The sequence below is a fragment of the Streptomyces sp. Ru62 genome (assembly GCF_002920615.1).
In the GTDB taxonomy this organism is placed as follows: Bacteria; Actinomycetota; Actinomycetes; order Streptomycetales; family Streptomycetaceae; genus Streptomyces.
In genome coordinates this window covers 48,891-71,600 of record NZ_PQSU01000030.1, presented here as the reverse complement: position 1 = coordinate 71,600, position 22,710 = coordinate 48,891, and the positions used below count along the sequence as shown (strand labels likewise).

Here is a 22,710-nt window from a genome sequence, read left to right as displayed (position 1 = left end):
TTCCCTGTGCCGGGGGCTCGGGGCGGGGCCGGAGCCGCCCTACGAGCGGCTGCGGCCCGACGTCACGCGGTAGACGTCGTACACGCCCTCCACGCCCCGGACGGCCTTCAGGACGTGGCCGAGGTGCTTCGGGTCGCCCATCTCGAAGGTGAAGCGGGAGGTGGCCACGCGGTCGCGGGACGTCTGGACGGCCGCCGACAGGATGTTGACGTGCTGGTCGGACAGGACCCGCGTGACGTCCGACAGCAGCCGGGAGCGGTCCAGCGCCTCGACCTGGATGGCGACCAGGAAGACCGAGGACTGGGTGGGCGCCCACTCGACGTCCAGGATGCGCTCGGGCTCACGGGACAGGGAATCCACGTTGACGCAGTCGCTGCGGTGAACCGACACACCGCTGCCGCGCGTGACGAAACCGATGATCGGGTCGCCGGGCACGGGCGTACAGCAGCGGGCCAGCTTGACCCACACGTCCTCGACACCCTTGACGACGACCCCCGGGTCGGCGCTGGAGCGGCGCTTGCGGCCCCGGGTGCGCGACGGCGGGACGGTCTCGTCGATCTCCTCGGTGGCGGCCTCCTCGCCGCCGAGCGCCTGGACGAGCTTCTGCACGATGTTCTGCGCGGAGACATGGCCCTCGCCGATCGCCGCGTACAGCGCGGAGATGTCCGAGTAGCGCATCTCGTGCGCGAGCGTGACCAGGGAGTCGCCGGTGAGGATCCGCTGGATCGGCAGGTTCTGCTTGCGCATGGCCCGCACGATGGCGTCCTTGCCCTGCTCGATCGCCTCGTCCCGGCGCTCCTTGGAGAACCAGGCGCGGATCTTGTTGCGGGCCCGGGGCGACTTGACGAAGCCGAGCCAGTCCCGGGAGGGGCCGGCGCCGACCGCCTTGGAGGTGAAGACCTCCACCAGGTCGCCGTTGTCCAGGGTGGATTCGAGCGGTACGAGGCGGCCGTTGACCCGCGCCCCTATGGTGCGGTGGCCGACCTCGGTGTGGACGGCGTACGCGAAGTCCACCGGGGTGGCACCGGCCGGCAGCGCGATGACGTCGCCCTTGGGGGTGAAGACGAAGACCTCGTTGCGGGACAGGTCGAAGCGCAGGGACTCCAGGAACTCGCTGGGGTCCTCGGTCTCCTTCTGCCAGTCCAGGAGCTGCCGCAGCCACGCCATGTCGTTGATGGCGTCCTTGTCCTTGGCGGACGTCTTCGGCGCGTCGGTGCGGATCTTGGAGGCGCCGGCGACGGCCTCCTGCTTGTACTTCCAGTGCGCGGCGATGCCGTACTCGGCGCGGCGGTGCATGTCGAAGGTGCGGATCTGCAGCTCGACCGGCTTGCCGTTGGGGCCGATGACCGTCGTGTGCAGCGACTGGTACATGTTGAACTTGGGCATCGCGATGTAGTCCTTGAACCGGCCGGGGACCGGGTTCCATCGCGCGTGCACCGTGCCGAGGGCGGCGTAGCAGTCGCGGACCGTGTCGACGAGGACGCGGATGCCCACCAGGTCGTAGATCTCGGCGAAGTCACGGCCCCGCACGATCATCTTCTGGTAGACGCTGTAGTAGTGCTTCGGGCGGCCGGTGACGGTCGCCTTGATGCGGGCGGCGCGCAGGTCGGCCTGGACCTCGTCGGTCACTATGGCCAGGTACTCGTCACGCTTCGGTGCCCGCTCGGCCACCAGCCGTACGATCTCGTCGTACATCTTGGGGTAGAGGATCGCGAACGCGAGGTCCTCCAGCTCCCACTTGATGGTGTTCATGCCCAGGCGGTGGGCGAGCGGCGCGTAGATCTCCAGCGTCTCGCGCGCCTTCTTCTCCTGCTTCTCGCGCTTGAGGTAGCGCATGGTGCGCATGTTGTGCAGGCGGTCGGCGAGCTTGATGACCAGGACGCGCGGGTCCTTGGCCATGGCGACGACCATCTTGCGCACGGTCTCGGCCTGCGCGGCCTCGCCGAACTTGACCTTGTCCAGCTTGGTGACGCCGTCGACCAGCAGGGCCACGACGTCGCCGAAGTCGCGGCGCAGGTCCTCCAGCCCGTACTCGGTGTCCTCGACGGTGTCGTGCAGCAGCCCGGCCATCAGGGTGGCCGGGTCCATGCCCAGCTCGGCGAGGATGGTGGTGACGGCGAGCGGGTGCGTGATGTACGGGTCGCCGCTCTTGCGCTTCTGGCCGCGGTGCCAGCGCTCGGCGACCTGGTAGGCGCGCTCGATCTGGCGCAGCGTGGAGTTCTCGATCTTGGGGTCGTTGCTGCGCACTATCCGCAGCAGCGGCTCCAGGACCGGGTTGTACGGGTTCGCGCGCTGCACGCCGAGGCGGGCGAGGCGGGCCCGGACACGGTTGGAGGAACCGGTGCGGGTGGGCGGCGTGACCGGCTGGCGGACCACGGGCGGCTGCGCCGGGCGCTCCGGAGGGGCCGGCTTGGGGCGCGAGGACTCGGCGCTCTTCTCGACGGGCGCGGACTGGGCACGCTGGACCGTCCCGCGGGTGTCGTTCTTCACGTGCGAAGCGTTCGGCGCGGGCTTCGCCGCGGGGGCCGAGGCGGGCTCGGGCTTGGCGGCGGTCAGTGGCTGGGCCTCGTCTGGCAAGAGGGCTCCTCGTGCGCGATCCGGGTCCCCCGGTCAGGCTCCGGAAACCCCATGGTAGCGATCCTGCGCCCGGTCATCGCCTGCAGGCGGATGTGAGGACCGTGTATCCGTGCAACGCGGGGGGCCACCGGGGGATTCCGGGAGGTGTCCTCCGGGGGGTGTTCGGGTGTGCGGCGCATGTCCGTAGGGCGACGGCCGGCGCGGTGAGCTCAGCCCCGTATACGACGGCCGCCCCGGTGGTGTCCGGGGCGGCCGTCGCGCTGTGCGGATCGGTCGGACCTTGAGCGGTCAGACCTGGAGGAGGGCCGTCAGCGGGGCTGTGCCGAGGGCCGGTTCCAGGCGGGAGCGGCCGTCCAGGAAGCCCAGCTCCATCAGGACCGCGAGGCCGCAGACCTCGGCGCCCGCGCGGTGGATGAGCTGGATCGCGGCCTCGGCGGTGCCGCCGGTGGCCAGGACGTCGTCCACGATCAGGACGCGGTCGCCGGTGACCAGGTCCTCCGCGTGCACCTCGATCTCCGCCGAGCCGTACTCCAGGTCGTACGCCTGGCGCAGGGTGGCCCCGGGCAGCTTGCCCGCCTTGCGGACGGGAATGAAGCCGAGTCCGGCGCGGACGGCGACCGGGGCGCCGAGGATGAAGCCCCGGGCCTCCAGGCCGACGACCTTGGTCGCGCCGGTGTTGGCGGCGATCTCGGCCAGTTCGTCGGTGAGCGCGGTGAAGGCCGCCGGGTCGGCCAGGAGCGGGGTGATGTCCTTGAACATCACCCCGGGCTCCGGGTAGTCGGCGACGTCACGGATGCGGCTGAGCAGCAGCTCCTGGATGTCGGTCATCGGCGCTTCCCGGAGGTCCGGCCGCGGCCACGGCCACGGGAGGCGGGCTGGTTGCGCGGGCCCACCACGGCGGGAGCGGCGTCGTCGGCGTCGTCACCGGTGCCGGTCGGGGTGTCCGCGGCGAGGTCGCCCTCCGAACCGGCCTGGGCGCGCTTGGCCAGGACCCGCTTGGTGAGGGCCTTCATCGCGGGCTCGCGCTCCTTGAGGTCGGCGACGAGCGGCGTGGCGATGAAGATCGACGAGTAGGCACCGGCCGCGAGGCCGACGAACAGCGACAGGGAGATGTCGTTGAGCGTGCCCGCGCCGAGGAAGCCGCCGCCGATGAAGAGCAGACCGGCGACCGGCAGCAGGGCGACGACCGTGGTGTTGATGGAACGGACCAGGGTGCCGTTGATCGACCGGTTGGCGATCTCGCTGTAGGTGAACCGGGTCTGCTTGGTGATGTCCTTCGTCTGCTCCTTGAGGCTGTCGAAGACGACGACCGTGTCGTAGAGCGAGTAACCGAGGATGGTCAGCAGACCGATGACCGTACCGGGCGTGACCTCGAAGCCGACCAGGGCGTAGATACCGGTCGTGATGGTGATGTCGTGGATCAGGGCGACGAGCGCCGCGATGGCCATGCGCCATTCGAAGGCGATCGCCAGGTAGATCACGACGAGGACCATGAAGATCGCCAGGCCCTCCCAGGCCTTGTTGGCGATCTGCTCGCCCCAGCTCGGGCCGACCAGGTCGGCGGCGAGCTTCTCGGGGTCGAGGTTCAGGTCCTTGGCCAGCTCCTGCTTGATCCTGTCGGACTGGTCGGTGTCGATGCCGGCGATCTGGATGCGCAGGCTGCCGTTGCCCAGCTTCTGCACGACCGCCTGGTGGCCCGAGGCGTCGTTGGCGTACTCCTCGGCCTTGGCCACCGAGGTGCTCATCTTGGTCGGCGTGGTGAAGACCGCGCCGCCCTGGAACTCGATGCCCATGTTCAGGCCGCGCACCGCCAGGCCGACGATGGCCGTGATGGTGATCAGGATCGAGATGCCGTACCAGATCTTGCGCTTGCCGACGAAGTCGTAAGAGATCTCGCCGCGGTGCAGTCGAGCGCCGAGGTTGCCGAGTTTCGACATCGCTCACGCCTCCTTCGGGTCGACAGGGCCGGCGACGGGACCGGCGGGACGGCGGGTGCGGCGCAGCGGCGGCTTGGCACCCAGGCTCTTCGGGTCCAGTCCGGACCACTTGTGGCCGCCCGCGAAGAACTGGCGGCGGGCCAGCAGCGTCATCAGCGGCTTGGTGAAGAGGAAGACGACGACCACGTCGAGGAGCGTGGTGAGGCCCAGGGTGAAGGCGAAGCCCTGCACCTTGCCGACCGTGACGATGAACAGCACCGCGGCGGCGAGGAACGACACGAAGTCGGAGACCAGGATGGTGCGCCGGGCGCGCGGCCAGGCCCGCTCGACGGCGGGACGCAGCGTGCGGCCCTCGCGGATCTCGTCCCGGATGCGTTCGAAGTACACGATGAACGAGTCCGCGGTGATACCGATGGCGACGATGGCGCCGCACACGGCGGGCAGGTTCAGCGCGAAGCCGATGGCCGGGCCGAGCAGCGACATGATCACGTAGGTGAGGATCGCGGAGACCACCAGGGACGCCATGGCGACGACGGACAGGCCGCGGTAGTAGACCACCAGGTAGATCACGACCAGCGCGAGACCGATCGCGCCGGCGAGCAGACCGGCGTGCAGCTGCTCACCGCCGAGCGCGGCGGTGACGGTCGTGACGGACTGCTCCTGGAAGGACAGCGGCAGGGCGCCGTACGACAGCATGTTGGCGAGGCTCTGCGCCTCCTCCTGCTTGAAGCTGCCGGAGATCTCCGCCTGGCCGCCGGTGATGGCCGAGCTGACGTACGGGCTGGAGACGACCTCGCCGTCGAGGACGATGCCGAACTCGTTCTGCGGGGGCTGGTTCTTGGCCAGCTCGCCGGTGATGTCGGAGAACTTCTTGGCACCGCTGCCCGTGAAGGTCATCTGGACCTGCCAGCCGGCGGCGCCCTGGGTGTCGAAGACCGCCTGGGCCTTCTTCACCTCGGTGCCGTCCACGGCGGCGGGGCCGAGCAGGTACTTGTACCAGGCCTTGTCGATCTCGCCGCAGGCCACGGTGGACTCGCCGGGCTTGGCGTTCTTGCCGGCGTTGGCGCGGTCGGTGGCCTTGCTGCAGTCCAGGGCCGCGTACTGCGCCTGGAGCTTGGAGTCCGTGCCGCCGCTGGGGGTGGCCGAAGGGGTGGCCGACGGCTTGCCGCTGCCGGAGGCGGAAGCGCTCGGCGAGGGGGTGGAGTCGGCCTTCAGCGCGTCGGTGACGGCGCGGCCCTGGGAGGTCGCCGTGGCCGAGGGGGACGCGGAGCCGGACGAGGAGGCCTTCTGCGACGAGGAGGCGCTGGACGACGGGCTCGTGCTCGGCTTCGACGAGGCGCCGCCGCTGGGGGACGCGCTCGGCGAGGGGCTCTGCGCGGCGGCGCCGCTGGGCTCGCTGGCCAGGACCGGCCGGAAGTACAGCTTGGCGGTGGTGCCGACCTGCTCCTGGGCCTCCTTGGAGTTGGTGCCCTTGGGGATGTTGACGATGATGTTGTCGTTCCCCTGGGTCTGCACCTCCGCCTCGGAGACGCCGAGGCCGTTGACACGGCGGTTCATGATGTCGACCGCGGTGTCCATGTTGGCCTTGTTGATCGCGGACCCCTGGTCGGCCTTCGCCTTGAGCGTGATGCTCGTGCCACCGGCGAGGTCGATACCGAGACGCGGAGTGGTGTGCCCGGAGAGGAACATCCCTCCGGTGAGCGCCACGATGGCGATCAGGATGAGGGCCAGCGAGCGCCCTGGCTTGCTCTGGGCGCTCGCGCTTCGGCCCCTCTTAGGTGCTGCCACCTTCTCGTACTCCCTCTCGGGCCGCCCCGCGCCCCGTCGGCGCGGTCGGCCATGACATGGTGTCGGGCTCCCGTGCGGGAAACAGACGCGCCCGGGATGCGCGGGGCGTCATCATGCCGCCGTCGCGCCTCCCGGGGCGTGACTACTTCGCGTCGGAGTCGCCGTCGGTCTTCTTCGGTTCGTCCTCCGCCTTGGCGTCGGCGGCACCGGCCGCGCCCGCGTCCTCGGCGGCGTCCTTCTTACCGAGGTCGATCTTGTCGTCGGAGGCGGCGGCAGCGGCGGCAGGCCCGTCGGTCTCGTCGGTCTCGGTGAGGGAGGAGGCGTCGTCCGGGACGAGGCCGGCGTCGGACTTCAGGTCGTGCTCGATGCCGTGGACGATGCGGTTGTACTCGTCGTCGGTGAGGACGGCGCCGATGGCGTTCTTGGCGAAGAGGAGCTCGACGCCCGGTCCGGCGTCGAGGAGGACGGTGTCCTCGTTGACCTCCTTGACCGTCGCGTACATACCCCCGATCGTGCGGACACCGGAGCCGGGCTGCATCTCGTTCCGCATCTGGGCGGCCTGCTGCTGCTTCTTCTTGGCCGAACGCGTCATCAGGAACATCGCCGCGATGAGCACGATGAACGGGAGAAGGGTATAGGCATTCACGGGACGGAATTTCCTTCGCGCGACCGCGCGGGTGAGCGGCCTGTTGATGGGGGTGTGGTCGGCGCCGCCCGCAAGGGCGGCATCGGCGGAGTCTAAGCGAGTCCGCTCTCATGGAACAACGCTCAGCATGGCACTCGGGTTCCTGCCCGGGCCACCACCCTCGCCGGGCTGTGGCCATCCCGTGGCCGTCACGCCCCGAACAGGTCCTGTTGTCCGTTTCCCGTGCCGGACGAGCGCGGTGGGGTGAGGCCCAGATGCGACCACGCCGCGGGCGTGGCGACCCGCCCGCGCGGGGTGCGGGCGAGCAGACCCTCGCGCACCAGGAAGGGTTCGGCGACCTCCTCGACGGTCTCCCGCTCCTCCCCCACCGCGACCGCGAGGGTCGACAGGCCGACCGGTCCGCCGCCGAACAGCTTCAGCAGGGCCTGGAGGACCGCGCGGTCGAGCCGGTCGAGGCCGCGCGCGTCGACCTCGTACACGGCGAGGGCGGCGGCCGCGATGTCGCGGGTGATCACTCCGTCGGCCTTGACCTGCGCGTAGTCGCGGACCCGGCGCAGCAGACGGTTGGCGATGCGGGGCGTGCCCCGGGAGCGGCCGGCGATCTCGGCGGCGCCGTCCGGCTCGATCTCGACGTCCAGCAGGTGCGCCGAGCGGTGCACGACGCGCTCCAGCTCGTGCGGTTCGTAGAACTCCATGTGCGCGGTGAAGCCGAAGCGGTCGCGCAGCGGGGGCGGCAGCAGGCCCGCGCGGGTGGTGGCGCCGACCAGGGTGAACGGCGGCAGCTCCAGCGGGATCGCGGTGGCGCCGGGGCCCTTGCCGACGATGACGTCGACGCGGAAGTCCTCCATCGCCATGTACAGCATCTCCTCGGCCGGCCGGGACATGCGGTGGATCTCGTCCAGGAAGAGGACCTCGCCCTCCTGGAGGGAGGAGAGGATCGCGGCGAGGTCGCCGGCGTGCTGGATGGCGGGGCCGGAGGTGATGCGGATCGGGGCGCCCATCTCCGCGGCGATGATCATCGACAGGGTGGTCTTGCCGAGGCCCGGCGCGCCGGAGAGCAGCACGTGGTCGGCGGTGGCGCCGCGCGCGCGGGCGGCGCGCAGGACGAGGTCGAGCTGTTCGCGGACCTTCTCCTGGCCGATGAACTCGCCGAGGTCCTTGGGGCGCAGGGCGGCCTCGACGGCCTGGTCCTCCCGGTCGGCGACAGAGCCCACCAGCCGCTCCTCGGCGGGCCCGACGAGCCGCTCCTCGGCGGCGCCGTCGGTCGTGTCGTCCCAGTTCACGAAGTTCTCCTAGCGGTGGCGCAGGTCAGCGGGCGCGGTTCAGGGTCTGCAGGGCGGCCTTGAGCAACTGCCCGACCTGGGGTGTGCCGCCCGCGGCCTCGGCCTGCGGGGCGACGGCGGCGACCGCCTCGTCGGCCTCGCGGGTGGCGTAGCCCAGGCCGATCAGGGCCGCGTGCAGCTGGTCGCGCCAGCCCTGGCTGACCGGGGCGCCGACGGCGGGAGCGCCGACGGGCGCGCCGAGCCGGTCCTTCAGCTCCAGCAGCAGCTTCTGGGCGCCCTTCTTGCCGATGCCGGGGACGGCGGTGAGGGCCTTCTCGTCACCGGTGGCGACCGCGCGGCGCAGCGCGTCCGGGGTGTGCACGGCGAGCATCGCCTGGGCCAGGCGCGGGCCGACGCCGCTCGCGGTCTGCAGCAGTTCGAAGACCTGGCGCTCGTCGTCGTCGGCGAAGCCGTACAGGGTGAGCGAGTCCTCGCGGACGACGAGGGAGGTGTGCAGCTTGGCCGCCCGGCCGATCCGCAGCGTCGACAGCGTGTCGGGGGTGCACTGGACGGCCATGCCGACGCCGCCGACCTCGACGACCGCGGCGTCGGGGGCGAGCGCGGCGACCGTGCCGCTGACGAAGGCGATCATGCCGTACGGCCTTTCGTTGCGTGGACTGCGTGCCGGGCGACGGCCTGCTGGAGCCGGTTCTGGGCCGGGGCACGCCAGATGTGGCAGATGGCGAGCGCGAGGGCGTCGGCGGCGTCGGCCGGCTTGGGCGGCGCTGCGAGCCGGAGCAACCGGGTCACCATGGCTCCGACCTGTGCCTTGTCGGCGCGCCCGGTGCCGGTGACGGCGGCCTTGACCTCGCTGGGGGTGTGCAGGGCGACGGGGATGCCGCGCCGGGCGGCGCACAGCATGGCGACCGCGCTGGCCTGGGCGGTGCCCATGACCGTGCGCACGTTGTGCTGGCTGAAGACGCGCTCGACGGCGACGAACTCGGGGCGGTGCTCGTCCATCCACTGCTCGATGCCCTGCTCCACGGCGAGCAGCCGGTGGCTGAGGTCGGCGTCCACGGGGGTCCGGACGACCCCGACGCCGAGCATGGTGAGCGGGCGGCCCGCGACCCCTTCGACGACACCGACCCCGCACCGGGTCAGCCCGGGGTCCACCCCCAGTACGCGCACGCGCGCCCCTCCCTCCGATCACCCCGTCGCCTGTCCGTGCAGGCTATCGGGTGCCACTGACAACGCCGTACAACGCGACGGGCCGACGGGGGTGTCCCGTCGGCCCGGTCAGCCAGCTCTGGGCGTTACGCGTCGACCTTCTCCATGATCTCGTCGCTCACGTCGAAGTTGGCGAAGACGTTCTGCACGTCGTCGCTGTCCTCCAGGGCGTCGATCAGCTTGAAGATCTTCTTCGCGCCCTCCTCGTCCAGTTCGACCTGCATGGTCGGGACGAAGTTGGCCTCGGCGGAGTCGTAGTCGATGCCGGCCTCCTGGAGCGCGGTGCGGACCGCGACCAGGTCGGTGGCCTCGCTGATGACCTCGAAGGTCTCGCCGAGGTCGTTGACCTCCTCGGCGCCCGCGTCCAGGACGGCCATGAGGACCTCGTCCTCGGTCAGCTCACCCTTGGGGACGATGATGACGCCCTTGCGGTTGAACAGGTACGACACCGAGCCCGGGTCGGCCATGGAGCCGCCGTTGCGGGTCATGGCGACGCGGACCTCGGAGGCGGCGCGGTTGCGGTTGTCGGTGAGGCACTCGATGAGCACCGCGACGCCGTTCGGGCCGTAGCCCTCGTACATGATCGTCTCGTAGTCGGCGCCGCCGGCCTCCAGGCCCGCGCCGCGCTTGACCGCGGAGTCGATGTTCTTGTTGGGGACCGACGACTTCTTCGCCTTCTGGATGGCGTCGTAGAGTGTCGGGTTGCCCTCCGGGTCCGCGCCGCCCATCCGCGCCGCGACCTCGATGTTCTTGATGAGCTTCGCGAAGAGCTTGCCGCGCTTGGCGTCGATCACGGCCTTCTTGTGCTTCGTCGTGGCCCATTTAGAGTGGCCGGACATCTGCCTGTCTCCTTCGCGTAACCCATCCAGATACGAACGCCAGAGATCCTACAAGGACTCTCGTCCTACTCCGGTGTCCGGTGCGCGCGCACCATGTCGACGAAGAGGGAGTGCACGCGGTGGTCGCCCGTCAGTTCCGGGTGGAACGACGTGGCGAGCGCGCTGCCCTGGCGTACGGCGACGATGTGACCGTCGTGCTCGGCGAGCACCTCGGTCCCGGCGCCCACCGACTCCACCCACGGGGCGCGGATGAAGACGCCCTCCACAGGATCGCCCGGGACGCCCTTGACGTCGACCGCGGCCTCGAACGACTCGTTCTGCCGTCCGAAGGCGTTGCGGCGCACGATCATGTCGATGCCGCCGACGGTCTCCTGGCCCGAGCGCGGGTCGAGGATCTTGTCGGCGAGCATGATCATGCCCGCGCAGGTGCCGTAGACCGGCATGCCGGCGCGCACGCGCGCGCGGAGGGGGTCCATCACTCCGAAGAGGATGGCCAGCTTGGAGATGGTGGTGGACTCGCCGCCGGGCAGGACGAGGCCGTCGACCTCGGCGAGTTCCTCGGGGCGCCGCACCGGCCTGGCCACGGCGTCGGCCGCGGCCAGGGCGATGAGGTGCTCCCGCACGTCGCCCTGGAGGGCCAGGACGCCTATGACGGGGGTGTTCATGGGTTCCAGTGCCTTACCAGCCGCGGTTCGCGTAGCGCTCGGTCTCGGGGAGGGTGTCGCAGTTGATGCCGACCATGGCCTCGCCGAGGTTGCGGGAGGCGTCCGCGATGATCTTCGGGTCGTCGTAGAAGGTGGTGGCCTTGACGATGGCGGCGGCGCGCTTGGCGGGGTCGCCCGACTTGAAGATGCCGGAGCCGACGAAGACGCCCTCGGCGCCGAGCTGACGCATCAGGGCGGCGTCGGCCGGGGTGGCCACACCGCCGGCGGAGAACAGCACCACCGGGAGCTTGCCCAGCTCGGCGACCTCCTTGACCAGCTCGTACGGGGCGCGCAGCTCCTTGGCGGCGGCGTACAGCTCATGGTTGTCGTAGCCGCGCAGGCGGGCGATCTCGTTCTTGATCTGGCGCAGGTGGCGGACGGCCTCGACGACGTTGCCGGTGCCGGCCTCGCCCTTGGAACGGATCATCGCGGCGCCCTCGGCGATGCGGCGCAGGGCCTCGCCCAGGTTGGTGGCGCCGCAGACGAAGGGGGTGGTGAAGGCCCACTTGTCGGAGTGGTTGACCTCGTCGGCCGGGGTGAGCACCTCGGACTCGTCGATGTAGTCGACGCCGAGGGACTGGAGCACCTGGGCCTCGACGAAGTGGCCGATGCGGGACTTGGCCATGACCGGGATCGAGACGGCGTCGATGATGCCCTCGATCATGTCCGGGTCGGACATGCGGGCCACGCCGCCGTCCTTGCGGATGTCGGCCGGGACCCGCTCCAGGGCCATGACGGCGACGGCGCCCGCGTCCTCGGCGATCTTCGCCTGCTCCGGCGTGACGACGTCCATGATCACGCCGCCCTTGAGCTGCTCGGCCATGCCGCGCTTCACGCGGGCGGTGCCGGTCTCGGGAGCCTGGTTCTCGATGGTGGACACGGGTGACCTCACTGAAGGGGAAGAGGGTTTTCTGCACCGATGAGGAAACGTGAGTGGACCAGGCCACAGCAAGGGCCAATGACAAGCCGGTGGATCCTTTTGGTCCGTCTGCCGGTCAGGCGGCCCTCTCGACCAGGGCCGCGGGCGGCTCGTCGTCCATCTCGAAGGCCAGCGGGAAGGGGGCGTGGCCGGCCAGCCGGAACCAGCGGACCTTGCGGTGCTCACGGAGTCTGCGGGCGGCCCCCACGGCGTCGTTGTGGAAGCGGCGGGCCATCGGCACCCTGCGGACGGCCTCGGCCAGCTCACGGGCGGCCTCCTCGCCGCCGGGGGCCTCCCGTACCGCCTCCACCTGCGCCGGGTCCTCGAAGACCGCCCGCAGCGCCTGGCTCAGCTCGCTCTCGGCGACCTCCCGCTGCTCCTCCTCGGCCTGCCGGGCCGCGTGCGCGGCCTCGTAGAGCACGATCGAGGCGGCCGGGTCCAGCACGCCCGAGGTCGCCAGTTCCTGCGCCACGGAGGCCCGCCGCAGCAACTGGGCGTCGAGAGCGGCCCGGGCGGCGTCCATCCGCACGTGCAGCCGGTCCAGCCGCCCGGCCGTCCAGCTGAGGTACACGCCGACGACGAGGAGCGCGACGAGGATCCAGATGAGGGTTGCGGTCACGCCGGAAGGCTATCGGCTGCGCGGACCGCCGCCACGAGCCAGTGCCACGCCTCCGGACACGGCCCGGGAGCGGCTCCGGCCAGTCCCCCGCGGCTCAGCTCGCACAGCCCGCGCGTCCCGGCTCGGCGCTGCGCAGCCCGCTCCCGTCCAGGTTCACGCGGGACCGCGGAACCCCGCCTCAGTCCCGCGCCAGACCGAACCGTGCTCTCAGGCCCGTCGTGCGTTCGTCCGCGGCCACCGCCGCCGCGCCCGCCGTGACCGTCTCGTAGACGGACAGGATGTCCGCGCCGACCGTGGACCAGTCGAACCGCCGTACATGGGCGCTGCCGCGCTCGCGCAGTTCGGTCCGGCGGGCCGGGTCCTCCAGCAGGCGCACGGCCGCCTCGGCCAGTGCGTCGGCGTCCTCGTTGGCGAAGACCTCGCCGGCCTCCCCCTGGTCGAGGACCTGCACGAACGCGTCCAGGTCGGAGGCGAGCACGGGGGCGCCCGCGGACATCGCCTCGACCAGGATGATGCCGAAGCTCTCCCCGCCGGTGTTGGGGGCGACGTACAGGTCGACGCTGCGCAGCAGCCGCGCCTTGTCCTCGTCGCTGATCATGCCGAGGAACTCGACGCGGGAGCGCAGCTCCTTCGGCAGGTCCTCGACGGCCGCTTCCTCGTCGCCGCGGCCGGCGACCAGCAGCCGGGTGCGGGGGCGGGCGGCCAGGATGCGCGGGAGGGCCCTCATCAGGACCGGCAGGCCCTTGCGGGGCTCGTCGATGCGGCCGATGAAGCCGATGGTGTCGCCCTGCCACTCCGGCTTGGGCTCGGCCCCGGCGAAGAAGTCCACGTCGACGCCGTTGGGGATGACCACCGCGTCCCCGCCGAGGTGCTCGACCAGGGTGCGGCGGGCGTACTCGCTGACCGCGATCCGCGCGCTGATCTTCTCCAGCGCGGCCTGGAGGATCGCGTACGCGGCGATCATCGCGCGCGAGCGCGGGTTGGAGGTGTGGAAGGTGGCCACGATCGGGCCGGACGCCGCCCAGCAGGTCAGCAGGCCGAGCGAGGGCGAGGTCGGCTCGTGGATGTGCACCACGTCGAAGGCGCCCTCGTGCAGCCAGCGCCGTACCCGCGCGGCCGACAGGAAGCCGAAGTTCAGCCGGGCCACCGAGCCGTTGTACGGCACCGGGACCGCGCGGCCGGCCGAGACGACGTACGGCGGCAGCGGGGTGTCGTCGTCGGCCGGGGCGAGGACGGACACCTGGTGGCCCAGCCGGAGGAAGTACTCGGCGAGGTCGCGGATGTGGAACTGGACGCCACCGGGCACGTCCCAGGAGTACGGGCAGACGATCCCGATTCTCACGCGCGTCCCTTCGCGGGGTCGAGGTCGGCGAGCCACAGCCGCTGGAGCATGTGCCAGTCCTCCGGATGGTCGGCGATCCCGGTGGCGAAGGCGTCGGCCAGCGCCTGTGTCATGACAGACGTCTTCTCGGCCCGGGTACCTGACCGGGGGACCTCGATCGCCGGGTGCACCCGGCCCTTCATGACGGGCGTTTCGTCGTACCAGAGGGTGACGGGCAGCAGCAGCGCGCCGGTCTGCTGGGCCAGCAGGGCCGGTCCGGCCGGCATCCGGGCCGTCTCGCCGAAGAAGTCGACCTCGACGCCGGAGGCGGACAGGTCGCGGTCGGCCACCAGGCAGACCAGGCCGCCGTCGCGCAGCCTGCGGGCCAGGGTGCCGAAGGCGGAGCCGCCGCTGTGCGGCAGCACCTCCATGCCGAGGCCCTCGCGGTAGGCGACGAACCGGTCGTACAGCGTCTCGGGCTTCAGCCGCTCGGCGACCGTCGTGAACGGCGTCTTCAGCTCCGTGGTGACCCAGGCGCCGGCCAGGTCCCAGTTGGCCAGGTGGGGCAGGGCGAGTATCACGCCCCGGCCGGCGGCGAGGCCGTCGGTCAGGTGGTGCACGTCCTTGGGGTCGAAGCCCGTCCGCACACGCTCCGCGCTCCAGGCCGGCAGCCGGAAGGACTCCATCCAGTAGCGCAGGTAGGAGCGCATGCCCGCGCGGGACAGCTCGGCCAGTCGCTCGGCGGTGGCGCCCGGCACCACGCGCGCGTAGTTGGCCTCCAGCCGCCGGACGCCCTTGCCGCGCTGCTTCCAGGCGAGGTCGGCGATGCTCCGGCCGAGGCGCACCGCGACCGGCTCCGGGAGCTTCTTGACGGTGCTCCAGCCGAGCCCGTACAGCGTGTCGGTGAGCCGGTCGGCGGCGCTCACTGCGTCGCCTCGCTCGTGCTCTGCCGGGCCGCCGCCTCCGCCTCGGCGGACTCGCGGCGGACGGTGACGACCCGCTGGACCAGCGTGACGAGGCTGCCGACGGCGACGATCCACAGGGCGATGGGCAGCAGCCACTGGATGCCCGGCACGCCGAACTTGTGCAGGCCCGCGAAACCGGCCGCGACCAGCGAGATCACCAGCCGCTCGGCACGCTCGACGAGTCCGTTGACGGCGACCGGCAACCCGATCGACTCACCGCGCGCCTTGGTGTACGACACCACCTGGCCGCTCGCCAGGCAGAAGATCGACACCGCGCACAGCACGTTGTCGTTCCCGTTGCCCGCGTACCAGAGCGCGAAGCCGCCGAAGATCGCTCCGTCGGCGACCCGGTCCAGGGTGGAGTCCAGGAAGGCACCCCAGCGGCTGGAGCGGCCGAGCTGGCGGGCCATGTTGCCGTCGACCAGGTCGGAGAAGACGAACAGGGTGATCACGACCGTGCCCCAGAAGAACTCGCCCCTGGGGTAGAAGACCAGCGCCCCCGCGATCACCCCGGCCGTGCCGATGAGCGTGACCGTGTCGGGGCTCACGCCCCGGCGGATGAGAAACGCGGCGAACGGTGTGAGGACACGCGTGAAGAATGCACGCGCGTACTTGTTCAGCATGGCCTTCCCGACGGTCGGTGTCGCCGCGGCCCCTGGTGGCCGCCGGCTGGCCCATCGTAGCCACGCGCGCGTGGGCGTGACGGCCGGGCACCCACAGCCGCGCCGGGAACCGGCGCCTGCCGTCGCGCGCGGGGCGTGCGTGACGTGGTCGGTGCCGCACAGGCACCCTGCGCACCCTTCGCGGTCCTTCGTATGGACGCGACGTGACGGGAGTGGAAAGCTCGAATAACCGCGGGCGTCGCCGGAGCCGCCGCACACGCGGATCCCGCGTGTCCGCGCCCACCCTCACCGTGCACGGGAGGCAGGATCATGGGCGACAAGGCACAGACACACCACCCTGGGGCCGCCGGCAGGGCTCTGGCGGCCGACCGACCCGCGTCCGTACGGAATGTGGTGCTGGTCGGCCACTCCGGCTCGGGAAAGACGACCCTCGTGGAGGCCCTCGCGCTGACCGCGGGGGCGGTGAACCGGGCGGGGCGCGTCGAGGACGGCGGCACCGTCTCCGACCACGACGACATCGAGCACCGGCAGCAGCGCTCGGTACAGCTCTCCCTGGTGCCGGTCGAGTGGGACGGCATCAAGGTCAACCTCCTCGACACCCCGGGCTACGCCGACTTCGTCGGTGAGCTCAGGGCCGGCCTGCGGGCGGCGGACGCGGCCCTGTTCGTCGTCTCGGCCTCCGACGGCGTGGACGGCTCGACCAGGATGGTGTGGGAGGAGTGCGCGGCGGTGGGCATGCCCCGCGCGATCGTGATCACGCACCTGGAGGCCGCGCGCGCGGACTTCGAGGAGATGACACGGATCTGCGCCGAGGCCTTCGGCGGTGACGACCCCGACGCCGTCCTGCCCCTGTACCTGCCGCTGCGCGGCCCCGAGGGCCCCGACGGGCACGCGCCCGTGACCGGGCTCATCGGACTGCTGTCACAGAAGCTGTTCGACTACTCGACCGGGGAGCGCAAGGAGTCCGAGCCCGGCGAGGACCAGCTTCCGGACATCGAGGAGGCCCGCAACCGGCTCATCGAGGGAATCATCGCGGAGAGCGAGGACGAGACCCTCATGGACCGCTATCTGGGCGGCGAGCAGGTCGAGGTCAAGACGCTGATCGAGGACCTTGAGCGGGCCGTGGCACGTGGTGCGTTCTTCCCCGTGCTGGCCGCCGCCCCCGCCGCCGAGGGCGCCAGGCAGGGCCTCGGCACGGTGGAGCTGCTGGAGCTGGTCACGCGCGGCTTCCCGACCCCGTTCGAGCACCCGCTGCCCGGCGTCACCACCATCGACGGCGAGCCGCGCGAGCTGAAGCCGTGCGACACGGACGGCCCGCTGGTCGCCGAGGTCGTCAAGACCTCCTCCGACCCCTACGTCGGCCGGCTCTCGCTGGTCCGCCTCTTCTCCGGGACCCTGCGCCCGGACCAGACCGTGCACGTCTCCGGGCACGGCCTCACCGACCGCGGGCACGAGGACCACGACGTGGACGAGAAGGTCGGCGCCCTGTCCATGCCCTTCGGCAAACAGCAGCGCCCGGTCACCCACGCCGTCGCCGGCGACCTGGTCTGCGTGGCCAAGCTCAGCCGCGCCGAGACCGGCGACACCCTCTCCGCCAAGGACGACCCGCTCCTGATGGAGCCCTGGCAGATGCCCGACCCGCTGCTGCCGCTCGCCATCCACGCGCACAGCAAGGCCGACGAGGACAAGCTCTCCCAGGGGTTGTCCCGGCTGGTCGCCGAGGACCCGACCATGCGCCTGGAACAGAACCAGGACACCCACCAGGTCGTCCTGTGGTGTCTGGGCGAGGCCCACGCCGACGTCGCCCTGGAACGGCTGCGCAGCCGCTACGGCGTCCAGGTCGACGTCGTCCCGCACCGGGTCTCCCTCCGGGAGACGTTCGCGAACCGGGCCAGCGGGCGCGGCCGGCACGTCAAGCAGTCCGGCGGCCACGGCCAGTACGCCATCTGCGAGATCGAGGTCGAACCGCTGCCGGGCGGTTCGGGCATCGAGTTCGTGGACAAGGTGGTCGGCGGCGCGGTGCCCCGCCAGTTCATCCCCTCCGTCGAGAAGGGGGTGCGCGCCCAGGCCGCCAAGGGCGTCGCCGCCGGCTACCCCCTGGTCGACGTGCGGGTCACGCTGGTGGACGGCAAGGCCCACTCGGTGGACTCCTCCGACGCCGCCTTCCAGACGGCGGGCGCGCTCGCGCTGCGCGAGGCCGCGGCGGACGCGAAGATCCATCTGCTGGAGCCGGTCGCCGAGGTGACCGTCCTGGTCGGCGACGACTACGTGGGCGCCGTGATGAGCGACCTCTCCGGCCGTCGCGGCCGGCTGCTCGGCACCGAACAGGTGGGCACGGGGCGGACGTTGATCCGCGCCGAGGTGCCCGAGTTCGAGATCGGGCGGTATGCCGTCGACCTGCGCTCGCTCTCGCACGGCACGGCCCGCTTCGACCGGAGTTACGCCCGGCACGAGCCGATGCCGCCGCAGATCGCCGAACGCCTCCGCGAACAGGCCGGGGACGAGGCGTAGTCCAAGGCGTAGTACACCGGCGCACGACCGGCGCACGGGCGGGCGGCTTCGGCCGTCCGCCCACGCGCTGTCGGTGCAGGCGGATACGCTGATCACCTGGTGTCGTCGTGCCGCAACCGACCGGCAGCCGACCGGTGTCGGCACGACGGCCGGTCCAACAGGTGTGCGGAGCAGGGAAGTCGGGAAGGCCGCAGGAACGGCACCGGCGGCGATGGGGGCGGGAATGTCGTTTGGAACGGAGTGGGACGGGCCCCAGGTACCCGTCTCGGGCGACGAGGGGCAGGCGGCGACCTCCGCGCTGGCCTCCGCGGCGTACCGGGACAGCCCGATCGAGGAGATCAAGAAGGCCGACAACGAGTGGCACCAGTCGACCGTGAAGCCCGGCCGGATCAAGCTGTTCCGGCCCAATCTCGGTGAGGCGTTCTCCCGGGCGCTCGTCGACCGGATGCTGGCCCCCGGCCGCAAGCCGCTCATCCAGTCCTTCGGCTCCGAGCCGCAGTTCGTCGTGGAACACGCCCTGGCCGCCAACAACATCCGCCGGGAGCGCGACAACCGCCTGACCGCCATCACCGTCGTCTGCGGTCTGCTCTTCCTGCCCGGGATGATCGGCTGGCTGCTCGTCTTCCAGCTCCGCACCTTCGTCGCCAGGCGCGACGACAAGCGGGCCGGGGCACTGGCCACCGCGCTCCTGCTGGGCGTCGGTGTGCTCGCCGCGCTGTTCCTGATCAAGATGCCGTTCTCCGGCTTCTGGGCGTGGTACGCCCGCGCGGCCGTGATCGTCCCCGTGCTCGGCTGGTTCTGGGCCAAGCAGATCTGCGAGCGCACCGCCAAGGACCTGCGGGCGCGCTGGGACGGCCTGCTCTCCGGCACCAGCGTCGGCGCCAAGGTCCCGGAGGCCGTGCCGCGCGGCCCCGGCCAGACCGCCGCGGAGGAGCTGCGCCAGTCACTGGCCCGGCTGAGCGCCGAACAGCAGTCGAACTCGGTCTTCTACGCCGGCCCCAAGGGCATACTCGGCATGGGCACCCGCTGGGGCGCCTGGCAGCTCGCCGAGGACCTCGTGCCCGCCGACCCCGGACGGGAGATCCACCCCTTCCGCAGCTGGGACGTCGTCCGCGCGATCCACGACCAGCTGGCCCTCCTGGAGCGCGGCCCGCTGAACACCGGCGGCTTCCCCAAGCCGTCGATACGGCACTGGATCGTCACCCCGATCGGCGAGAAGGCCACGGCGGTGTCCCGGCCCGAGGGCACCGACGTCGAGGCCTTCCAGGTCAAGCCGCACGCCATACAGGACATCTGCAACAAGCAGCAGTTCGGCAGCGGCGACCGGCACTACCTGGGCGTGCAGTGGACCCTCTGGGACGGACAGCTGGTCATCACCATGCTGATCACCGTCACCGTGCTGCACGAGACGCTGCGCATCGAGGTCACCGGGCATGCGCTGGGACCGGTGAACTCGCTGTTCACCAGCAAGCCGGAGGCGCCGACCAAGGAGGTCGCCAAGTCCCTCAAGCCCTGGGAGAACCGCACGATCAAGCTGCCGCTGGTCACCACCGACGAGGTGGTACGGCTCGCGGTGCGCGCCCCGCTGACCTGGTACCCGCCGCTGCTGAACTGGCTCGGCGGCTCGCTCGGCCTGCCCGAGCCGTTCGGCCTGCGGCACGCCTGGGCGGACCAGCCGTGGCGCCACCGCTTCATGGCCGACGACGCGCTGCGCGCGGCCACACCGGTGCTGCGGGTGGTCCACTCCGCCGCGATCAAGCTGTTGGAGGAGAACGGCGTGAACACGGAGAAGTTCGGCGCCCGCTCCGCCTTCCTCAGCGGCAACGTCCAGGACCCGATGCCGAAGAAGGCCGACGTCTACGACGCGTAGGCCGCCGGCGGTTCGGCCGGTGCGGGTGCGTGGGGGCGCCGGCCACCGGCGGCTGCCGCCCGTGGGTCCCGCATCGGCCGTGAACGGCCTCGTCCTCGAACGCCGGACGGGCTCACGTCGCCGTCGGCCACGCCTCCGCCAGCATCTTCCGGGTGTCCGCCAGGAGCTGCGGCAGCACCCGCGTGTGGCCCACGACCGGCATGAAGTTCGTGTCGCCGCCCCAGCGCGGGACGATGTGCTGGTGCAGATGCGCGGCGATACCGGCCCCGGCGACCGCGCCCTGGTTCATGCCGATGTTGAAACCCTGGGCGCCGGACGCGGTCCGCAGGGCGGTCATCGCCTGCTTGGTCAGCTCCGCCAGCTCGGCGGTCTCCGGCCCGGTCAGATCCGTGTAGTCGGCCACATGGCGGTAGGGCACGGTCATCAGGTGGCCGCCGTTGTACGGGTACAGGTTGAGCACCGCGTACACATGCTCACCGCGCCGGACGATCAGTCCGTCCTCGTCCGACTTGGCCGGAATCGAGCAGAAGGGGCAGCCGTCGCCGGCACCCGGGCCGGTCGGCTTGTTCTCGCCCTGGATGTAGGCCATCCGGTGGGGCGTCCACAGGCGCTGGAACGCGTCCTGCGTCCCCACTCCGATCTGCTGCTCCGGCTCACTCGTCATGCTAGGCAGCATATGGCTTCACCCCTTCCCGGCGTGTCGCCGGGGCGGCCGGTCGACGTTCCCCGGCCAACCTTGGCCGGTGGACGACGACAGCCGTACGCGGCCGGGGAAGGCGGGAAAGGCCCCCGGGACCGTGATCCCGGGGGCCCTCGGGGCTCAGGCGGTTCAGACCTGGGTCCGCTCCTCGACCACCTTGGCGATCTTCGCGATGGCCTCGTCGAACGGGATGCCGTTCTCCTGCGAGCCGTCGCGGTAGCGGAAGGACACCGAGCCGTTCGACATGTCCTCGTCGCCCGCGATGACCATGAAGGGAACCTTCTGCTTCTGGGCGTTGCGGATCTTCTTCTGCATGCGGTCCGAGGAGGAGTCCACCTCCACGCGCAGGCCCTGCTTCCTGGCCGCGGTCGCGAACTTCTGCAGATACTCCACGTGCGCGTCGCCGATCGGGATGCCGATCGCCTGGACCGGGGCAAGCCACGCCGGGAAGGCGCCGGCGTAGTGCTCCAGCAGGACGGCGAAGAAGCGCTCGATGGAGCCGAACAGCGCGCGGTGGATCATGACCGGGCGCTGCTTGGAGCCGTCCGGGCCGGTGTACTCCAGGTTGAACCGCTCGGGCAGGTTGAAGTCGAGCTGGATGGTCGACATCTGCCAGGTCCGGCCGATCGCGTCCTTGGCCTGGACGGAGATCTTCGGGCCGTAGAAGGCGGCGCCGCCCGGGTCGGGCACGAGGGGCAGGCCCTGCTTCTCGGCGACCTGGCGCAGGGTCTCGGTCGCCTCCTCCCAGACCTCGTCGGAGCCGACGAACTTCTCCGGGTCCTTGGTCGACAGCTCCAGGTAGAAGTCGGTCAGACCGTAGTCGCGCAGCAGGCCGAGGACGAAGGTGAGCGTCTTGTCCAGCTCGTCGGACATCTGCTCACGGGTGCAGTAGATGTGCGCGTCGTCCTGCGTGAAGCCCCGCGCGCGGGTCAGGCCGTGCACGACGCCCGACTTCTCGTACCGGTACACGGTCCCGAACTCGAAGAGACGCAGCGGCAGTTCGCGGTACGACCGGCCGCGCGCGTCGAAGATCAGGTTGTGCATCGGGCAGTTCATGGGCTTGAGGTAGTAGTCCACGCCCTCGTCGAGCTGCATGGGCGGGTACATGCCGTCGGCGTACCAGTCCAGGTGCCCGGACGTCTCGAAGAGCTTCCCCTTCGTCGCGTGCGGGGTGTAGACGAACTCGTAGCCCTCCTCCTCGTGCCGGCGGCGCGAGTAGTCCTCCATGACCCGGCGGACGATGCCGCCCTTGGGGTGGAAGACGGCGAGGCCGGAGCCGATCTGCTCGGGGATGGAGAACAGGTCCAGCTCGGAGCCGAGCTTGCGATGGTCGCGCTTCTCGGCCTCGGCGAGGAAGTCCAGGTACGCCTTCAGCTCGTCCTTGGACGGCCAGGCGGTGCCGTAGATGCGCTGGAGCATCGGGTTCTTCTCGCTGCCGCGCCAGTAGGCGGCCGCGTTGCGCATCAGCTTGAACGCCGGGATCAGCCGGGTCGAGGGCAGGTGCGGACCGCGGCACAGGTCCTTCCAGCACAGCTCACCGGTCTTGGCGTCCAGGTTGTCGTAGATCGTCAGCTCGCCGGCGCCGACCTCGACGTCCGCGCCGTCGTCGTGCGACGCCGAACCCTTGAGGCCGATCAGCTCCAGCTTGTACGGCTCGTCCGCCAGCTCCTCGCGGGCGGCCTCGTCGGTGACGACACGGCGGGAGAACTTCTGCCCGCGCTTCTGGATCTCCTGCATCTTCTTCTCGATGGCCTTGAGATCCTCGGGCGTGAACGGCTTCTCGACGTCGAAGTCGTAGTAGAAGCCGTCCTTGACGGGCGGGCCGATGCCCAGCTTGGCCTCGGGGAAGAGTTCCTGCACGGCCTGCGCCATGACGTGCGCGGTGGAGTGGCGCAGGATGTTCAGGCCGTCCTCGGACGAGATCTCGACGCCCTCGACCTCGTCGCCGTCGGACAGTGCGTACGCGAGGTCCTTCAGCTCGCCGCCCACGCGCGCGGCGATGATCGAGCGCTCGCCCGCGAAGAGGTCGGCGGCCGTAGTGCCCGTCGTCACCACGCGTTCTTCCCGCTCGGAATCGCGTTGGATGATCACACGGACGTCTGACACCGGTCTCTCCTGACTGAAGGTGGGGTGCGGCGCCATACCAGGAGCGCGCGCACAGGCGATCGTACCGACCCGACGGCACCGACCGCGAAACGGTCA

At 71.0% G+C, this 22,710-nt stretch carries 19 protein-coding genes; 2 read left to right on the top strand and 17 right to left on the bottom strand.

From position 1 onward, the window contains the following. Nucleotides 1–39: 39 nt before the first annotated feature. The 15 genes from C3492_RS33395 to pgsA form a co-directional block, all read right to left on the bottom strand. A complete protein-coding gene (locus C3492_RS33395) occupies nucleotides 40–2,577 on the bottom strand; it encodes a bifunctional (p)ppGpp synthetase/guanosine-3',5'-bis(diphosphate) 3'-pyrophosphohydrolase (RefSeq protein WP_103816391.1) in 2,538 nt (845 codons plus the stop codon). A gap of 288 nt (nucleotides 2,578–2,865) precedes the next feature. Continuing rightward, on the bottom strand, nucleotides 2,866–3,405 hold the full coding sequence (locus tag C3492_RS33385) for an adenine phosphoribosyltransferase (RefSeq protein WP_103816390.1): 540 nt from the start codon (nucleotides 3,403–3,405) through the stop codon (nucleotides 2,866–2,868). Continuing rightward, nucleotides 3,402–4,514, bottom strand: a complete 1,113-nt coding sequence (secF, locus tag C3492_RS33380; protein WP_103816389.1) for a protein translocase subunit SecF — start codon at nucleotides 4,512–4,514, stop codon at nucleotides 3,402–3,404. Before secF ends, C3492_RS33385 begins: the two co-directional genes overlap by 4 nt. Before the next feature lie 3 nt (nucleotides 4,515–4,517). Next, nucleotides 4,518–6,302 carry a protein translocase subunit SecD gene (gene secD, locus C3492_RS33375; RefSeq protein WP_181140682.1) on the bottom strand — a complete coding sequence of 595 codons (1,785 nt, stop codon included), beginning with the start codon at nucleotides 6,300–6,302 and terminating at the stop codon, nucleotides 4,518–4,520. Nucleotides 6,303–6,444: 142 nt separating this feature from the next. Continuing rightward, nucleotides 6,445–6,948 carry a preprotein translocase subunit YajC gene (yajC, locus tag C3492_RS33370; RefSeq protein ID WP_103816387.1) on the bottom strand — a complete coding sequence of 168 codons (504 nt, stop codon included), beginning with the start codon at nucleotides 6,946–6,948 and terminating at the stop codon, nucleotides 6,445–6,447. Nucleotides 6,949–7,136: 188 nt separating this feature from the next. Beyond that, entirely contained in the window at nucleotides 7,137–8,231 is a 1,095-nt protein-coding gene (ruvB, locus tag C3492_RS33365) for a Holliday junction branch migration DNA helicase RuvB (protein ID WP_103816386.1), read from the bottom strand. A gap of 25 nt (nucleotides 8,232–8,256) precedes the next feature. Further along, nucleotides 8,257–8,862 carry a Holliday junction branch migration protein RuvA gene (ruvA, locus tag C3492_RS33360; RefSeq protein ID WP_103816385.1) on the bottom strand — a complete coding sequence of 202 codons (606 nt, stop codon included), beginning with the start codon at nucleotides 8,860–8,862 and terminating at the stop codon, nucleotides 8,257–8,259. Continuing rightward, nucleotides 8,859–9,398: a crossover junction endodeoxyribonuclease RuvC gene (gene ruvC / locus C3492_RS33355; protein ID WP_103816384.1), complete on the bottom strand. Its 540-nt coding sequence runs from the start codon at nucleotides 9,396–9,398 to the stop codon at nucleotides 8,859–8,861. Before ruvC ends, ruvA begins: the two co-directional genes overlap by 4 nt. Before the next feature lie 125 nt (nucleotides 9,399–9,523). Continuing rightward, nucleotides 9,524–10,276 carry a YebC/PmpR family DNA-binding transcriptional regulator gene (locus C3492_RS33350; protein ID WP_103816383.1) on the bottom strand — a complete coding sequence of 251 codons (753 nt, stop codon included), beginning with the start codon at nucleotides 10,274–10,276 and terminating at the stop codon, nucleotides 9,524–9,526. Between the two features lie 65 nt (nucleotides 10,277–10,341). Further along, nucleotides 10,342–10,941: a pyridoxal 5'-phosphate synthase glutaminase subunit PdxT gene (gene pdxT, locus C3492_RS33345; RefSeq protein ID WP_103816382.1), complete on the bottom strand. Its 600-nt coding sequence runs from the start codon at nucleotides 10,939–10,941 to the stop codon at nucleotides 10,342–10,344. Between the two features lie 13 nt (nucleotides 10,942–10,954). Next, nucleotides 10,955–11,860, bottom strand: a complete 906-nt coding sequence (gene pdxS / locus C3492_RS33340) for a pyridoxal 5'-phosphate synthase lyase subunit PdxS (RefSeq protein WP_103816381.1) — start codon at nucleotides 11,858–11,860, stop codon at nucleotides 10,955–10,957. 115 nt (nucleotides 11,861–11,975) lie between these two features. After that, nucleotides 11,976–12,518, bottom strand: a complete 543-nt coding sequence (locus C3492_RS33335) for a hypothetical protein (RefSeq protein WP_103816380.1) — start codon at nucleotides 12,516–12,518, stop codon at nucleotides 11,976–11,978. 178 nt (nucleotides 12,519–12,696) lie between these two features. Beyond that, the gene (locus tag C3492_RS33330; protein WP_103816379.1) at nucleotides 12,697–13,860 is read right to left on the bottom strand and encodes a glycosyltransferase family 4 protein; all 1,164 of its coding nucleotides are present in this window, start codon (nucleotides 13,858–13,860) and stop codon (nucleotides 12,697–12,699) included. After that, nucleotides 13,857–14,765 (bottom strand): phosphatidylinositol mannoside acyltransferase, encoded by a 909-nt coding sequence (locus C3492_RS33325; protein ID WP_103816378.1) that lies wholly within the window; start codon nucleotides 14,763–14,765, stop codon nucleotides 13,857–13,859. The genes C3492_RS33330 and C3492_RS33325 overlap by 4 nt, the downstream gene beginning before the upstream one ends. Continuing rightward, complete coding sequence (gene pgsA, locus C3492_RS33320; RefSeq protein WP_103816377.1) at nucleotides 14,762–15,427, bottom strand: phosphatidylinositol phosphate synthase; 666 nt, start codon at nucleotides 15,425–15,427, stop codon at nucleotides 14,762–14,764. Before pgsA ends, C3492_RS33325 begins: the two co-directional genes overlap by 4 nt. A gap of 309 nt (nucleotides 15,428–15,736) precedes the next feature. On the opposite strand from pgsA, the gene C3492_RS33315 reads away from it, so the two are divergent. Together C3492_RS33315 and C3492_RS33310 are read left to right on the top strand one after the other, a co-directional pair. Then, the gene (locus C3492_RS33315) at nucleotides 15,737–17,938 is read left to right on the top strand and encodes an elongation factor G-like protein EF-G2 (RefSeq protein WP_103816376.1); all 2,202 of its coding nucleotides are present in this window, start codon (nucleotides 15,737–15,739) and stop codon (nucleotides 17,936–17,938) included. A 223-nt stretch (nucleotides 17,939–18,161) separates the two neighbouring features. Continuing rightward, on the top strand, nucleotides 18,162–19,808 hold the full coding sequence (locus C3492_RS33310) for a hypothetical protein (RefSeq protein ID WP_103816375.1): 1,647 nt from the start codon (nucleotides 18,162–18,164) through the stop codon (nucleotides 19,806–19,808). Between the two features lie 112 nt (nucleotides 19,809–19,920). Here C3492_RS33310 and C3492_RS33305 read toward each other — a convergent pair whose 3' ends face one another. Together C3492_RS33305 and thrS are read right to left on the bottom strand one after the other, a co-directional pair. Continuing rightward, nucleotides 19,921–20,484, bottom strand: coding sequence for an HIT domain-containing protein (locus C3492_RS33305; RefSeq protein ID WP_103816374.1), 564 nt, complete (start codon nucleotides 20,482–20,484; stop codon nucleotides 19,921–19,923). A 153-nt stretch (nucleotides 20,485–20,637) separates the two neighbouring features. Further along, nucleotides 20,638–22,614, bottom strand: a complete 1,977-nt coding sequence (gene thrS / locus C3492_RS33300) for a threonine--tRNA ligase (RefSeq protein ID WP_103816373.1) — start codon at nucleotides 22,612–22,614, stop codon at nucleotides 20,638–20,640. Nucleotides 22,615–22,710: the final 96 nt, after the last annotated feature.